This window comes from Nocardioides marmoriginsengisoli, from assembly GCF_003725695.1.
Classification (GTDB): Bacteria; Actinomycetota; Actinomycetes; order Propionibacteriales; family Nocardioidaceae; genus Marmoricola; species Marmoricola marmoriginsengisoli.
In genome coordinates this window covers 430,108-444,005 of the sequence record NZ_RJSE01000003.1, presented here as the reverse complement: position 1 = coordinate 444,005, position 13,898 = coordinate 430,108, and the positions used below count along the sequence as shown (strand labels likewise).

At 71.9% G+C, this 13,898-nt stretch carries 15 protein-coding genes; 10 read left to right on the top strand and 5 right to left on the bottom strand.

The genetic code is table 11. The features are described from left to right. Positions 1 to 157: 157 nt before the first annotated feature. Complete coding sequence (gene cofC, locus EFK50_RS04125) at positions 158 to 778, bottom strand: 2-phospho-L-lactate guanylyltransferase (RefSeq protein ID WP_123226267.1); 621 nt, start codon at positions 776 to 778, stop codon at positions 158 to 160. A 50-nt stretch (positions 779 to 828) separates the two neighbouring features. Here cofC and EFK50_RS04120 point away from each other — a divergent pair, with 50 nt between their 5' ends. Together EFK50_RS04120 and EFK50_RS04115 are read left to right on the top strand one after the other, a co-directional pair. After that, positions 829 to 1,653 carry a lysophospholipid acyltransferase family protein gene (locus EFK50_RS04120; RefSeq protein ID WP_123226266.1) on the top strand — a complete coding sequence of 275 codons (825 nt, stop codon included), beginning with the start codon at positions 829 to 831 and terminating at the stop codon, positions 1,651 to 1,653. Further along, positions 1,653 to 2,654: an NAD(P)H-dependent glycerol-3-phosphate dehydrogenase gene (locus tag EFK50_RS04115; RefSeq protein ID WP_123226265.1), complete on the top strand. Its 1,002-nt coding sequence runs from the start codon at positions 1,653 to 1,655 to the stop codon at positions 2,652 to 2,654. The genes EFK50_RS04120 and EFK50_RS04115 overlap by 1 nt, the downstream gene beginning before the upstream one ends. Position 2,655: 1 nt before the next feature. Here EFK50_RS04115 and EFK50_RS04110 read toward each other — a convergent pair whose 3' ends face one another. Further along, a complete protein-coding gene (locus EFK50_RS04110; protein WP_246004026.1) occupies positions 2,656 to 3,552 on the bottom strand; it encodes a GNAT family N-acetyltransferase in 897 nt (298 codons plus the stop codon). Further along, positions 3,549 to 4,607, bottom strand: a complete 1,059-nt coding sequence (locus EFK50_RS04105; RefSeq protein ID WP_123226264.1) for a trans-sulfuration enzyme family protein — start codon at positions 4,605 to 4,607, stop codon at positions 3,549 to 3,551. Before EFK50_RS04105 ends, EFK50_RS04110 begins: the two co-directional genes overlap by 4 nt. Positions 4,608 to 4,663: 56 nt before the next feature. Here EFK50_RS04105 and EFK50_RS04100 point away from each other — a divergent pair, with 56 nt between their 5' ends. Next, a complete protein-coding gene (locus EFK50_RS04100; protein ID WP_123226263.1) occupies positions 4,664 to 5,773 on the top strand; it encodes a D-alanine--D-alanine ligase family protein in 1,110 nt (369 codons plus the stop codon). A 109-nt stretch (positions 5,774 to 5,882) separates the two neighbouring features. On the opposite strand, the gene EFK50_RS04095 is transcribed toward EFK50_RS04100, so the two are convergent. Further along, on the bottom strand, positions 5,883 to 6,119 hold the full coding sequence (locus tag EFK50_RS04095; protein WP_123226262.1) for an Lrp/AsnC family transcriptional regulator: 237 nt from the start codon (positions 6,117 to 6,119) through the stop codon (positions 5,883 to 5,885). A gap of 152 nt (positions 6,120 to 6,271) precedes the next feature. On the opposite strand from EFK50_RS04095, the gene EFK50_RS04090 reads away from it, so the two are divergent. Beyond that, the gene (locus tag EFK50_RS04090) at positions 6,272 to 7,234 is read left to right on the top strand and encodes a thiamine-phosphate kinase (RefSeq protein ID WP_123226261.1); all 963 of its coding nucleotides are present in this window, start codon (positions 6,272 to 6,274) and stop codon (positions 7,232 to 7,234) included. A gap of 94 nt (positions 7,235 to 7,328) precedes the next feature. On the opposite strand, the gene rpmB is transcribed toward EFK50_RS04090, so the two are convergent. Beyond that, the gene (rpmB, locus tag EFK50_RS04085; protein WP_110238881.1) at positions 7,329 to 7,514 is read right to left on the bottom strand and encodes a 50S ribosomal protein L28; all 186 of its coding nucleotides are present in this window, start codon (positions 7,512 to 7,514) and stop codon (positions 7,329 to 7,331) included. Positions 7,515 to 7,672: 158 nt separating this feature from the next. On the opposite strand from rpmB, the gene EFK50_RS04080 reads away from it, so the two are divergent. The 6 genes from EFK50_RS04080 (at position 7,673) to EFK50_RS04055 (ending at position 13,895) form a co-directional block, all read left to right on the top strand. Beyond that, positions 7,673 to 9,340: a DAK2 domain-containing protein gene (locus tag EFK50_RS04080; RefSeq protein ID WP_123226610.1), complete on the top strand. Its 1,668-nt coding sequence runs from the start codon at positions 7,673 to 7,675 to the stop codon at positions 9,338 to 9,340. After that, complete coding sequence (locus EFK50_RS04075) at positions 9,337 to 11,511, top strand: ATP-dependent DNA helicase RecG (protein WP_123226260.1); 2,175 nt, start codon at positions 9,337 to 9,339, stop codon at positions 11,509 to 11,511. The genes EFK50_RS04080 and EFK50_RS04075 overlap by 4 nt, the downstream gene beginning before the upstream one ends. Before the next feature lie 7 nt (positions 11,512 to 11,518). Next, complete coding sequence (gene rsmD, locus EFK50_RS04070; protein ID WP_123226259.1) at positions 11,519 to 12,109, top strand: 16S rRNA (guanine(966)-N(2))-methyltransferase RsmD; 591 nt, start codon at positions 11,519 to 11,521, stop codon at positions 12,107 to 12,109. Continuing rightward, positions 12,109 to 12,615 (top strand): pantetheine-phosphate adenylyltransferase, encoded by a 507-nt coding sequence (gene coaD / locus EFK50_RS04065; RefSeq protein WP_123226258.1) that lies wholly within the window; start codon positions 12,109 to 12,111, stop codon positions 12,613 to 12,615. Before rsmD ends, coaD begins: the two co-directional genes overlap by 1 nt. Next, entirely contained in the window at positions 12,612 to 13,262 is a 651-nt protein-coding gene (locus EFK50_RS04060) for a hypothetical protein (RefSeq protein WP_123226257.1), read from the top strand. The genes coaD and EFK50_RS04060 overlap by 4 nt, the downstream gene beginning before the upstream one ends. Before the next feature lie 72 nt (positions 13,263 to 13,334). Further along, positions 13,335 to 13,895, top strand: a complete 561-nt coding sequence (locus tag EFK50_RS04055; protein ID WP_123226256.1) for a YceD family protein — start codon at positions 13,335 to 13,337, stop codon at positions 13,893 to 13,895. Positions 13,896 to 13,898 lie beyond the last annotated feature (3 nt).

The following is a 13,898-nucleotide window of genomic DNA, read 5'->3' as shown; positions in this document are numbered from 1 at the left end:
GCCAAGAAGGCCGCAGCCAAGAAGGCTCCGGCCAAGAAGGCTCCTGCGAAGAAGGCGCCGGCCAAGAAGGCGGCAAAGAAGGCCGCCAAGAAGGCCTGACGCACGCAACGACGAACGGCGGCACTCCTCGGAGTGCCGCCGTTCGCTGCGTCTCGGGTCAGAGCAGGCTGGACGCGACCTGGGCCGTGCGCACGCCGACGCCGAAGCGCAGCGCGGCTTCCAGGTCGTCGGTGGTGTCGACGTCCTGGCGCAACGAGGACAACTCGCCGGTCAGCCCCTCGGCACCGCTCGCCGCGTGGGCCGCCGCCGACCCGGCACCGAAGCGGGGGTCCAGCGGCGTACCGGCCGGCGCGATCAGCAGGGTCGTGCCCGAGCCTTCCGCGTCGGCGACGTACGCACGTCCGCGCGCCGCCGCGAAGGCGCTGTCGAGGTCGGCGGTACGCAGGCACGGGAGATCGGCCAGCATCACCGCCACCCCGGCGAGGTCCGGCTGCGCGGAGATCCGTACGGCGGCACGCTCGAGCGCGCGGTTGAGGCTCCCGCCGCCTTCGTCGGGAAGGACCGGCACACCGAGGTCGCCGAGCTGGTCGGCCAACGCGTCCGGGTCGCCGACGACGTACACCGACACCCACGGGCTGGCCGCGGCCGCCGCGATCGAGTCCTGGGCGAACGCCGCCATCAGCCGGGCGCGCTGCCCGCCGTCGCCGACACCGAGGCGGGTCTTGGCGCTGCGCGCGTCCTTGACGGGGATCAACAATGCATAACGGCGTGTCGTCACAGGGACGATCCTCGCAGCAGCGTCGGTAGGGTGCTCCTGCACGGTGCCGGATGGTCGAAGGGAGCCGCGACGTGGTCAAGGTGCGGAAGCTGCAGGAGCGGCGCGGGTGGGCCTGGTCCACCTGCGTGGCGATCCTGAAGCCGACCCTGCTGGCGACCACCAAGCACGAGTGGATCGACGGCGAGAAGATTCCCGCGACCGGCGGCTGCGTGATCGCGATGAACCACGTCTCGCACATCGACCCGCTGACCCTCGCCTGGTTGCTCTACGAGCACGGCCGGCTCGTCCAGTACCTGACCAAGGATGCGTTGTTCGACGTCCCGGTGGTCGGCCACATCGTCCGGGACGCGCGGATGATCCCGGTCTCGCGCACCACCACGGACGCGGCCAAGGCGTTCGACGCAGCGGTCGCCTCGGTGCGCGCGGGCGGCTGCGTGGGCGTCTACCCCGAGGGCACCATCACCAAGGACCCGACCGGCTGGCCGATGCGCGGCAAGACCGGTGCCGCCCGGATCGCCCTGGAGACCGGGTGCCCGGTGATCCCGATCGGGCAGTGGGGCGCCCAGGAGATCCTGGCGCCGTACACGGCCCGGCCGCACCTGTTCCCGCGCCGGACGGCGCGCTACAAGGTGGGCGACCCGGTCGACCTCTCCGACCTGGCGGCGAGGGTCGCGGACAACGGCGGGGCGGTGACGAACGAGGTGCTCCACCTGGCCACCGACCGGATCATGGCCGCGATCAGCGAACTGGTCGGCGAACTGCGCGGCGAGACCCCGCCGGCGGAGCGCTTCGACCCGAAGAAGGCCGGCATCACCGAGATCGGCAACCCCAACAAGTCGTCTGCGGACGACCAGAAGAAGGGACGGCGTGCCTGATGGCTCGCGTCGCAGTGTTCAGTGCCGGCTCCTGGGGGACGGCCTTCGGGATCGTCCTCGCCGATGCCGGCAACGAGGTCACCCTGTGGGCGCGGCGGGAGGACGTCGTCACCGCGGTCAACGACCGGCACGAGAACCCGGACTACTTCCCCGGCGTCGAGCTGCCCGCGGGCATCCGGGCCACCAGCGACCCGGCCGAGGCGCTCGCCGGTGCGGAGTACGTCGTGCTCTCGGTGCCGTCGCAGTCGTTGCGGGAGAACCTGGCCGCCTGGGCGCCGCTGGTGCCCGAGGACGCGGTGTTCATCTCGTTGATGAAGGGCGTCGAGCTCGGCACCACCAAGCGGATGAGCGAGGTCATCGCCGAGGTGACCGGGGCCGGGCCGGAGCGGATCAGCGTGGTCAGCGGGCCGAACCTGGCCAAGGAGATCGCGATGCGCGAGCCGGCCGCCAGCGTCGTGGCGTGCGCCGATGACGCGGTGGCGAAGCAGGTCCAGGAGCTCTGCCACTCGCGCGCGTTCCGTCCGTACCGGAGCACCGACGTGGTCGGCTGCGAGCTCGGCGGCGCCTACAAGAACGTCGTCGGCCTCTGCGTCGGGATGGCGGTGGGTCTCGGCTTCGGCGACAACACCACGGCGTCGCTGATCACCCGCGGCCTGGCCGAGACGGCCCGGCTGGCGATGAAGCTGGGGGCGGATCCGCTCACCCTGATGGGCCTGGCCGGCCTCGGCGACCTGGTGGCGACCTGCTCGTCGCCGCTCTCCCGGAACCGGACCTTCGGCGAGAAGCTCGGCCAGGGGCTGAGCGTCGAGGAGATCTACGCGACCACCAGCCAGGTCGCCGAGGGTGCCAAGTCGTGCGCCTCCATCCTCGACCTGGCGCGCCGCAACGGCGTGGACGCCCCGATCGCCGAGCACGTCGACGCGGTCGTCCGCGGGGAGATCGGCACCCGGGAGATGATGGACGCGTTCATCGCCCGCGAGACCAAGGCCGAGCGGGACTGACTCAGACCTCGGTGCCCAGGTTGATCCAGGTGCTCTCGACCGTCATCCCGAGCCCGAGGTAGAGGTCGAGCGCTCCGGTCCGGGAGTCGGTGCTCAGCTCGGACCTGGTGGCGCCGTGCTCGCGTGCCGAGGCGAACGCCGCGGCCAGCAGTGCCTTGGCGAGCCCGCGGCCGCGCTGATCGGCGCGGACCGCGACCTGGTTGACGAAGCCGGTGCTCGTGCCGAGGTCGACGTTGACCGCGCCGACGACCGCTCCGTCCGGGTCCAGGACCACCTGGACGTTCCAGGGGAGGTAGCCGGGGCGCCCGGTGATCCGGCCGAGCCAGTCGTCGTACGAGTGCCGCGGTCGGCCGGCCCACTCGCCGAAGGCGTCCTCGATCACCCGGTACGCCGGCTCCAGCTCGGCGCTCCCGGCGATCCGCAGCAGGTAGCCGGGAGGCAGCGGCTGCGCCGGGATCTCGGCACCCTCGGGCAGCGCGAGAACCCAGGACTCGTGGCGCGCCTCGTAGCCGAGGGCGCGCAGCAGGCTCTCGCCGGGCGAGCCGGCAGGCACCGGCATCGACACCTCGGTGGCTCCCTGTGCGCGAGCGGTCGCCTTCATCCAGCCGGCGAGGGCGGTGCCGATGCCGCGGCCGAGGTGGTCGGGGTGCACGGCGGCGTCGCCGCGCCCGGTGTCGCTCACCTCGGCGTACCCGATCAGCAGGTCGCCGTCGAGGACGCCGACCGTGCTCGCGGCGACGTCGAAGCTGGGTCGGCTCCAATCGGCGACGATGTCGGCCTCCTCCAGGGTCACGGTGCCGAGCACCGCGAGCTCCGAGGCCGCCATCACCGCGTAGACCGCCGCGGAGTCGTCCAGGCCGAGCGGTCGGACGTGCAGGCCGTCGGGGAGACCCTTCACCGGTCCAGCACCGCGACCAGGTCCTCCCAGAGGTCCTCGACGTCCTCCACGCCGACCGAGAGCCTGACCAGCCCCTCCGGGATGGTGCTCGGCTCGGAAGCCCAGCGCCGGCGCCGCTCGAAGGTCGACTCGACGCCGCCCAGGGACGTGGCGTGCACCCACAACGCGGTGCCGTGGGTGAGCCGGTCGGCGGCAGCGGCGTCGCCGAGCACGATCGAGATCATCGCCCCGAAGCCCGGGTAGCGGACCTCGGTCACCGCGGGGTGCGCCCCCAGCCGTACGGCGAGCTCGGCGGCGTTGGCCTGGGCGCGCTCGACCCGCAGCGGCAGCGTGCGCAGCCCGCGCAGCGCCAGCCAGGCCTCGAACGCGCCGGGGATCGCGCCGATCAGGTCGCGGCGGCCCTTGAGCACCGCCAGCAGCTCGGGGTCCCGGGTGAGCAGGGCGCCGAGCAGGACATCGGAGTGTCCGGCCAGGTACTTGGTCGCGGAGTGCACCACCAGGTCGACGCCGTCCTCCAGCGGTCGCTGCAGGATCGGGGTGGCGAAGGTGTTGTCGACCACGACCCGGGCACCGGCCTCGTGCGCGGCCGCGGTGATCGCGGCGATGTCGGCGATCTCCATCGCCGGGTTGGTGGGGGACTCCAGCCAGACCAGGGCGGCGTCCTCGCAGGCCGCCACCACGGCTGCGGTGTCGGTGATGTCGACCAGGTTGGCCCGCAGACGCCCGCGCGCCTCCAGGTCGGCGAGCTGCATCACGGTGCCGTTGTAGGCGTGCCGCGGCGCGACCACCACCTGGTCCGAGCCGACCAGGTCGAGCACGGTGGCGACGGCGGCGAGGCCGCTCGAGAACGCCAGGCAGTGCGTCGTACCGTCCTCGCCGCCCTCGAGCGACGCCAGGGCCTCCTCGAAGGCGGTCCAGGTCGGGTTGGCGTACCTGCCGTACTCGCGATCGCCGCCGGCGACGTACGTGGACGCCATCGTGATCGGGACGTTGAGGGGCTGGTCGACCTCGTGCGGGGGACGACCGACGTGGACGGCTCGGGTGGCGGGACGCATGGAGCAAAGGTAGTCGGAGGAGGTCGCGGTGGACTGCCGCCGGTAAGGTCTGCCGGATGAGCGAGCGATCCAGGGTCCGTGTCGCGGTCGTCTTCGGCGGCAGGTCGTCCGAGCACGCGATCTCCTGCGTCTCCGCGGGCAGCGTGATCAGGTCGCTCGACCCGGACAAGTACGAGGTCATCCCGGTCGGCATCACCACCGACGGCCGCTGGGTACTGGAGTCCGGCGACGCCGACCGGCTCGCGCTCGGACCGGCCGGCGAGCTGCCGTCGGTGACCAGCGACCAGGAGGTGACCCTCAGCCCCACCGCCGACCTGGTCGTGAGCGCGCCTGGAGAGGTCCCCAGGCGCCTCGGCGAGGTCGACGTGGTCTTCCCGGTGATGCACGGCCCCTGGGGCCAGGACGGCACCCTGCAGGGCCTCCTGGAGCTCTCCGGAGTCCGGTACGTCGGCGCCGGCGTGCTCTCCTCGGCCGTCGGCACCGACAAGATGTTCATGAAGCTGCTCTTCGCCGCCCAGGGGCTGCCGGTGCTCCCGTGGGTCCTGGTCCGTCCGGGCACGTGGGCGAACGACCCGGCCGCGATCACCGAGGCGGTCGCCGGGCTCGGCTACCCCGTGTTCGTGAAGCCGGCCCGGGCCGGCTCGAGCTTCGGGATCAGCCGGGTGGACAGGCCGGAAGGACTGGCCGACGCGATCGCCGAGGCGCAGCGGTTCGACCCGAAGGTGCTCGTCGAAGCCGGCGCGATCGGTGCCCGCGAGGTCGAGATCGGCGTCCTCCAGGGCGAGGGCGGTGCGCGGCCGGAGGTCTCGGCGATCGCCGAGATCCGGATCGACGCGGCGCACACCTTCTACGACTTCGAGGCCAAGTACCTGCCCGAGCAGAACACCGCGCTGGAGGTGCCGGCCGACCTGCCCGACGAGGTGGCCGACCAGGTCCGCCGGCTGGCGGTCCAGGCGTTCGAGGCGCTGGACGTCGAGGGGCTCGCGCGCGTCGACTTCTTCGTCTTCGGCGACGGCCGGGTGGTGCTCAACGAGGTCGAGACGATGCCGGGGTTCACCGCGACGTCGATGTTCCCGCGGATGTGGGCCGCCTCGGGGCTGGACTACCCGGCGCTGCTGGACCGGCTGGTCGGGCTGGCGCTCTCCCGCGACACCGGCCTCCGCTGACCGTCGAGTCCGGCGTTCTGGTCCGTCGAAAACGGCGTCGTGGCCCGTTCGATCGGGGTTCTGGTTCCACGAACCCCGAAGGAACGGACCACGACGCCCGATGCGACGATCAGATGTGCACGACCGGGCAGGTCAGCGTGCGGGTGATCCCGTCCAAGGTCTGCACCTTGGCGACGACCAGCTTGCCCAGCTCATCGACGTTGCGGGCCTCGGCGCGCACGATCACGTCGTACGGGCCGGTGACGTCCTCGGCGAGGATGACGCCCTTGATGTCGGTGATCTTGGCCGCGACCTCTGCCGCCTTGCCGACATCGGTCTGGATCAGGATGTAGGCCTGGACAACCATGTGAGTCTCCCTCGTCTCGGCAGTGAGTGTGGGCCGTGGCAAACCTATCGGACGCAGGGGTGAGGCGAAACCGGGGCTGTGCGGTTCGCTGAGCGACCCGGGTTCCGCGTGCCCGCCGGACCGATCGGGGAGCGGGGTGGAAGAGTTGCCCCATGACCTCTCCGACCCCGCTCCAGGCGGGCGCGACCGTGGCCGACCTGGGCGAGTTCGGCCTGATCGCCGAGCTGGTGCAGCGGTTCGAGCAGGGCCCGGCCGTGTACGTCGGCCCCGGCGACGATGCCGCCGTGCTGCGGGCTCCGAAGGGGCACGTGGTGGTCTCCACCGACCTGCTCGTCGAGAACCGGCACTTCCGCCGTGACTGGGCCACCGCGACCGACGTCGGCCACCGCGCCGCCGCCCAGAACATCTCCGACGTCAACGCGATGGGGGGACGCGCGACCGCGTTGACGGTCGGGTTGGCGCTGCCGGCCGACCTGCCGGCGCAGTGGGCCGTCGACCTGGCCGAGGGGATCGCCGCGGAGGCGGCGCTGGTCGGCGCCAGCGTGATCGGCGGCGACATCACCCGGGGGAGCGAGATCGTCGTCGCGATCACGGTGCTGGGGGAGTGCGAGGTCGCTCCGGTGCTGCGCTCGGGCGCCCGGGCCGGCGACGTCCTGGCGATCGCCGGCCGCCAGGGCTGGGCGGCCGCCGGGCTCGCCGTCCTGGGGCGCGGGTTCCGGTCGCCGCGCGCGGTCGTCGTGGCTCACCAGCGCCCCGAGCCCCCGTACGACGCGGGGCCGGCAGCGGCGAAGGCCGGTGCCACCGCGATGATCGACGTCTCCGACGGGCTGGTCGCCGACCTCGGGCACCTCGCCGCCGGTTCCGGGGTAGCGATCGACGTACGGTCCGACGCGTTCACGCTCGACGACCCGCTGGTCGCGGTCGGAGCCGCGCTCGGCGTGGAGCCGCTGCAGTTCGTGCTCGGCGGCGGCGAGGACCACCCGCTGGTCGCGACCTTCCCGGCCGGCACCGAGCTTCCCGAGCCGTTCCGCCCGATCGGGTCGGTCACCGCCGGGGAGGGTGTGACGGTCGACGGCGAGATCTACGAGGGCGACCCCGGCTGGACCCATTTCTAGGTTGAGTAGGCGCTAAATACCGTTGAGCGGGCCCTTCGGACGAATCCGAAGGGCCCGCTCAACGGTGCTTAGGGCCTACTCAACGCGCTGGGGTCTAGCGGGAGACCTTGCCGGCCTTCAGGCAGCCGGTGCACACGTTGACGCGCTTGGGCGTGCCGTTGACCGTGGCGCGGACGCGCTGGATGTTCGGGTTGAAGCGGCGCTTCGTGATCTTGCGGGACCACGGGCGGTTGTTGCCGAAGCCGGGCTTCTTGGCGCAGATGTCGCAGACGGCAGCCACCGTGCACTCCTTGGGTTTGCGGGTGTATCGAAGATGGGGGCCCGAGGCGGACGTGTTCCGATCCGGGCAACCGAAGAAGGATAAACGACACAACCCCCTCCGCGCGAATCGAGGAACCGTCTACTAGCGTGATCCGCATCGACTTCACGAGGGTGGGCATGAGTACTGGGACGCGTGGCGAGGCTATCGCCACCTTCGATCTGGGAGCGGTCGTCCGCTTCGCGGATCTGGCCGTCCAGGGGCTCGCCTCCGCGCGCGAGGAGATCGACGCGCTGAACGTCTACCCGGTGCCCGACGGGGACACCGGGACGAACATGTACCTGACCGTGGAATCGGCCCGCGGAGCCCTCCGCGAGCACCTCGCCGAGGCGGACGGCGAGCCGGACCTGCGCGACGCACTCCAGGTCTACGCCAAGGCCGCGCTGCTGGGCGCCCGCGGCAACTCGGGAGTGATCCTGAGCCAGCTGATCGGCGCGCTGCTGCGACGGATGGGGCAGGGCGGCCCGGAGGACCGCTCGGCGACCCTGATGGCCGAAGGCTTCGCCCAGGCCACCGAGGCCGCCTACGCCGCGGTGGGTACTCCCGTCGAGGGCACCATGCTCAGCGTCGCGAAGGCCGCCTCGATCGCCGCGGCCGCCCGCGCGGAGGACCCCGAGGCGCACCTCGGCGACGTCCTCAAGGCCGCGGCCGCCGCTGCCCGCGAGGCGCTCGCCCGGACCCCGGACCAGATGCAGCTCCTCCGCGACGCCGGCGTGGTCGACGCGGGTGGTCGCGGCCTGTGCGTGATCCTGGACGCGGCCGAGTCCGCGGTCACCGGCCAGCGTCCGATGTCGGCCCCGGCGCCGATCGGGGCGCACGCGATCCCGACGCCGCTGCCCACCGGGGACCTGACCGAGGACGGGCCGGCGTACGAGGTGATGTACCTGCTGGACGCGGAGGACGACGCGATCGGGGGCCTGCGCGCCCGGCTCGGCGAGCTCGGCGACTCGCTGGTGGTGGTCGGCGGCGACGGGCTCTGGAACGTGCACGTGCACACCGACGACGTGGGCGCCGCGGTCGAGGCCGGCATCGACGCCGGCCGTCCCCGGCGGATCCGGGTCACCCACTTCGCCGAGCAGGTCACCCGCGCCCGCCAGAAGCGCTCCCAGGGGGCGGGCTCGCGCGGCGGCCGGGCCGTGGTCGCGGTGGTCGCCGGCGACGGCCTCGCCGGGATCTTCGCCGAGGCCGGTGCCCGGGTGCTCGTCGGCCGACCCGGCCTCCGTCCGAGCACGGGCGAGATCCTGGACGCGATCCTGGCCAGCGGCGCCGAGGAGGTCGTGGTGCTGCCCAACGACCCGGACTCGCTGAGTGTCGCCGAGGCGGCGGCTGCGGCGGCCGAGGAGAGCGCCGACGTCCGGGTCGTCGTGGTGCCCACCCGCGCCCAGGTCCAGGGGATCGCGGCGATCGCGGTGCACGAGCCTGGTCGCGCCTTCGACGCGGACGTCGTGCAGATGACCTCCGCCGCCCGCGGCACCCGGCACGGCGCGGTCACGGTCGCGGTCAAGCAGGCGATGACGACGGCGGGCCCGTGCGAGACCGGGGACGTGCTCGGCGTGCTGCAGGGTGACTTCGCGGTCGTCGGCAGCGACCTCGTCGACGTCGCCACCGCGATCCTGGAGCGGATGCTCACCGGCGGCGGCGAGCTGGTCACCCTGGTCGGCGGCGCGGATGCCGGCGACCTGGTCGAGCGCTGCGAGAGCTGGATCGAGGCGAACCACGCCGGCGTCGACGTGGTCGTCTACGACGGCGGCCAGGAGCGCTACCCGTTGCTGCTGGCGGTCGAGTGAAACTCACCTGGGACTCACCGCTCTCCACCATCGGCGGCAAGAAGGCGTCCGAGGTGGTCAAGGAGACCGGTTTCGAGACGATCGGTGACCTGCTCGGGCACTACCCGCGCAGCTACGTCGAGAAGGGCCGCCTGAGCGATCTCGGCCAGCTCCAGGAGGGCGACCTGCTGTCCCTGGTCGGCGAGATCGTGTCGTCCGAGGCGAAGACCTACCAGGACCGCCGGACCAAGCGAACGGCGTACCGGCAGGAGGTCCTGGTCAAGGCCGAGGACGGCAACCTGCGGATGACGTTCTTCGACCGCGCCCAGCACACCGCGCAGTGGCGCTCCAAGCAGCTCGCCGTCGGTCGGATCGGGATGTTCTCCGGGAAGCTGAAGTGGTTCAACGGGCGCTGGGAGCTGAACAACCCGAACTCCCGCATGTACGGCGCGGACGACGCCGACGACGCGGTCGACGCTTTCGCCAAGATGCCGGAGCTGATCCCGATCTACCCGGTGATCGGGAAGGTCGACAGCTGGCAGCTGGAGGAGCTGATCGGTCTCGCCCTGGACCTGGTCGACGACGTCCCCGACCCGTTGCCGGACGCGGTCCGCGACGGACGTGAGCTGCTCACCGCCGATCAGGCCTACCGCTGGATCCACCGGCCCGACGACCACCGGCAGCTCGGCGCGGCCCGCAAGCGGCTCAAGTACGACGAGGCGTTCGTGACCCAGGCCGTCCTGGCGCGGCGCCGGGCCGAGCACCGGGCCGAGCCGGCGACCCCGCGGCCACGGATCGTCGGCGGGCTGGCCGATCGCTTCGACGAGCGGCTGCCGTTCGAGCTGACCGCCGGCCAGGACCGGATCGGCGACGAGCTCGCCGACGAGCTGGCCGCGTCGCACCCGATGCACCGGCTGCTCCAGGGCGAGGTCGGGTCCGGCAAGACCCTGGTCGCCCTGCGCGCGATGCTCCAGGTGGTCGACGCCGGCGGACAGGCGGCCCTGCTCGCCCCGACCGAGGTGCTCGCCCAGCAGCACCTGCGCTCGATCCGGGCGATGCTCGGCGACCTCGGTGAGGGCGGTCTGCTCGGTGCGGCCGAGGTCTCCACCGGCGTGACCCTGCTGACCGGCTCGATGGGGACGGCGGCCCGCCGCCAGGCGATGCTGGACGCGGCCAGCGGCGAGGCCGGGATCGTGATCGGTACGCACGCGCTGCTCGAGGAGAAGGTCCAGTTCTACGACCTCGGTCTGGTCGTCGTCGACGAGCAGCACCGGTTCGGCGTCGAGCAGCGGGCGGCGCTGACCAGCAAGTCCGGCACCCCGCCGCACGTGCTGGTGATGACCGCGACCCCGATCCCGCGGACCGTGGCGATGACCGTCTTCGGCGACCTGGACACCTCGACGCTCTCCGAGCTGCCGGCCGGCCGCGGCGAGGTGCAGACCAGCGTCGTCCCGGTACGCCAGCAGCCCGCGTGGCTCGACCGGGCCTGGTCCCGGATCCGCGAGGAGGTGGCCGCCGGTCGGCAGGCCTACGTGGTCTGCGCCCGGATCGGCGACGAGCCCGCTCCCGAGGAAGGCCCCGAGCTGCACGCCGTCGAGGACCTCGCTCCCGAGCTGGCCGCCGGACCGCTCGCCGGCCTGCGGATCGAGAAGCTGCACGGGCGGATGACCCCGGACGACAAGGACCGGGTGATGCAGGCCTTCGCCGCCGGCGAGGTCGACGTGCTGGTCTCCACGACCGTGATCGAGGTCGGCGTCGACGTCCCGAACTCGACGGTGATGGTGATCCTGGACGCCGAGCGGTTCGGCGTCTCCCAGCTGCACCAGCTCCGCGGCCGGATCGGGCGGGGCGGGCACTCCGGTCTCTGCCTGCTGGTCACCACCGCCGCTCCGGACTCGCCGAGCCTGGAGCGGCTGACCGCGGTCGCGTCGACCCGCGACGGCTTCGAGCTCTCCCGGATCGACCTCGAGCAGCGTCGCGAGGGCGATGTCCTCGGGGTCCAGCAGAGCGGCCGGCGCAGCTCGCTCAAGCTGCTCTCGGTGCTGACCGACGAGGACGTGATCGTCTCCGCCCGCGACGCCGCGACCGGCTACCTGGCCCAGGACCCCGATCTTGCCGGCGCACCCGGCCTGCGGGCGGCGGTCCAGGCGATCGAGGACTCCGAGCGCGCAGACTTCCTGGACAAGGGGTGAGGGTGCGATGACCAGGATCATCGGCGGCACCGCGAAGGGCCGGCGGCTCGCCACGCCCCCGGGCGACGGCACCCGGCCGACCTCGGACCGGGTCCGGGAGGCGCTGTTCTCGGCCCTGGAGGCGCAGCTCGGCTCGCTGCACGGACTCCGGGTCCTGGACCTGTACGCCGGTTCCGGAGCGGTCGGCCTCGAGGCCCTGTCCCGGGGCGCCGAGGCGGTCACGGCGATCGAGTCGGACCGCAGGACGGCGGCGGTGATCAGCACGAACGCCCGCACCCTCGGCTTCCCGGTGGAGGTGGTCGCGCACCCGGTCGCCCGCGCGCTCGGCAGTCGGCCCCGGATCCCGTACGACGTGGTGTTCGCCGACCCGCCGTACCCGCTGACGAACGACGAGCTCGTCCAGGCGCTCGACCTGCTCCTCGAGCACGACTGGCTCAGCGACGGCGCAGTTGTCGTGCTGGAGCGGTCGCGGCGTAGCGTGGAACCCGGATGGCCGACCGGGCTCGGGACCCCACGGCAGAAGAAGTACGGCGAGACGGTGCTCTGGTACTTTCGCCGCGCTGAAGACACGGGTCGACGAACAGGGGTTGAGGAGTAGTGCGTAGAGCGGTCTGTCCAGGGTCCTTCGACCCGGTGACCAACGGCCACATCGACATCATCGCGCGGACCTCGGCGCTCTTCGACGAGGTCGTCGTGGCGATCGGGGTGAACAAGTCCAAGGCCAGCGCCCGGCTGTTCACCGCCGAGGAGCGGATCGCGATGCTCGAGGAGGCCTGCGCGCCGTTCGGCAACGTCACCGTGGCCGGGTTCGACGGCCTGCTGACGACCTTCTGCGAGCAGAACGGGATCAAGGCGATCGTCAAGGGTCTCCGTGCGGTCAGCGACTTCGACTACGAGCTGCAGATGGCGCAGATGAACTCCTCGCTGGTCGACGTCGACACGATCTTCATCCCGACCAGCCCGGAGTACTCCTTCCTGGCGTCGTCGCTGGTCAAGGAGGTCGCCACCTTCGGCGGCGACGTCTCCAGCCTGGTGCCGCCGTTCGTCCTGAAGCGGCTCACCGAGCGCCTCGCCGAGAGGGCCGCCGGAGGCGCTGGCGCGTGAAGGACGACATCATCCGTCGGCTGGACTCGCTCCGGAACGCGGTCGATTCGGCCCGTTCGGTACCGATGTCCGCCTCGGTGATGATCAACCGCTCCGAGTTCCTCGCACTGCTCTCCGAACTCGAGTCCACGATCGACAGCACGCTCTCGCACGCCACCGAGGTGGTGGGGGAGCGGGACGCGTTCGTCGACACCGGCCGGATCGAGGCGATCGAGCTGCTCCGCGAGGCCGAGCGCCGGAGCGAGGACCTGGTCTCCGACACCGACGTGTACCGGCTGGCGCAGCTGCGCGCCGAGGAGATCACCACTGCTGCGACCGAGGGGGCGGCCCGGCTGCGGGCCGAGACCGAGGAGTACGTCGAGGCGAAGCTCGCCAACTTCGAGGACACCGTCGAACGGACCGTGGCGGCGGTGCGCAGTGGCCGCGCCCAGCTCAAGGGACCGGACGCGCCCGAGCTGGACGAGGAGATGCGCCAGGAGACCGACGAGTACGTCGACGAGAAGCTGGCGTCCTTCGAGGAGATCCTGGTGAGCACGGCCGAGCTGGTCCGGCGCGGGCGCGCCCAGCTGACCGGCGGGCACGCGCACCTGCTGGCGGATGACACCGATGTCGGCGAAATGGTCCTCCCGGACCACCTGGAGCGCTAGCTCGATTAGCCCTCCCGTCCCGGGCCGGATAGACTCCCGTAGGTTCTGCACAGCTCCAACGGAAGTGACATCTTGCGCAATCTCGACCCGAGAGCGCCGCTCGTGCTCGATACACGCGAGCTCGGCCGCCGCCCGGGGTCTCAGCGCACGGTGACACTGACTGCGGAAGCGCCTGCAGAGCTGGGCATCGAAATCCTGGGTGTTGCCGAGGGTTCGCCGGTCGAGTTCGACCTGCGACTCGAAGCAGTCATGGAGGGAGTGCTGGTTTCCGGAACCGCCGCGGCGGACCTGGAAGGCGAGTGCGCACGGTGCCTGGAGCCGATCGAGGACGCCATCACGATCGATCTCCAGGAGCTGTTCCTCTACGACGACACCCGTGACGGCACCGATCCTGGTGCCGACGAGGAGACCGACGTCCGCCGGACCGAGGGCGATCTGATCGATCTCGAGCCGGTACTGCGGGATGCGGTGGTGCTCGCGCTGCCCTTCCAGCCGTTGTGCCAGGAAGACTGTCCAGGACTGTGCGCCGAGTGCGGCGCTCGCCTGGCGGACGACCCGGAGCATCACCATGACGAGCCCGTCGATCCCCGGTGGGCCGCGTTGCAAGACCTGAACGACCCAGACGAAGACTGACCA

Excerpts from the sequence above, each read along its gene's own strand:
- EFK50_RS04100 (WP_123226263.1), top strand. The coding sequence starts at position 4,664 with ATGAGCGAGCGATCCAGGGTCCGTGTCGCGGTCGTCTTCGGCGGCAGG.
- EFK50_RS04105 (WP_123226264.1), bottom strand. The coding sequence starts at position 4,607 with ATGCGTCCCGCCACCCGAGCCGTCCACGTCGGTCGTCCCCCGCACGAG.
- EFK50_RS04095 (WP_123226262.1), bottom strand. The coding sequence starts at position 6,119 with ATGGTTGTCCAGGCCTACATCCTGATCCAGACCGATGTCGGCAAGGCG.
- EFK50_RS04080 (WP_123226610.1), top strand. The coding sequence starts at position 7,673 with ATGAGTACTGGGACGCGTGGCGAGGCTATCGCCACCTTCGATCTGGGA.
- EFK50_RS04115 (WP_123226265.1), top strand. The coding sequence starts at position 1,653 with ATGGCTCGCGTCGCAGTGTTCAGTGCCGGCTCCTGGGGGACGGCCTTC.
- EFK50_RS04090 (WP_123226261.1), top strand. The coding sequence starts at position 6,272 with ATGACCTCTCCGACCCCGCTCCAGGCGGGCGCGACCGTGGCCGACCTG.
- EFK50_RS04120 (WP_123226266.1), top strand. The coding sequence starts at position 829 with ATGGTCGAAGGGAGCCGCGACGTGGTCAAGGTGCGGAAGCTGCAGGAG.
- rsmD (WP_123226259.1), top strand. The coding sequence starts at position 11,519 with ATGACCAGGATCATCGGCGGCACCGCGAAGGGCCGGCGGCTCGCCACG.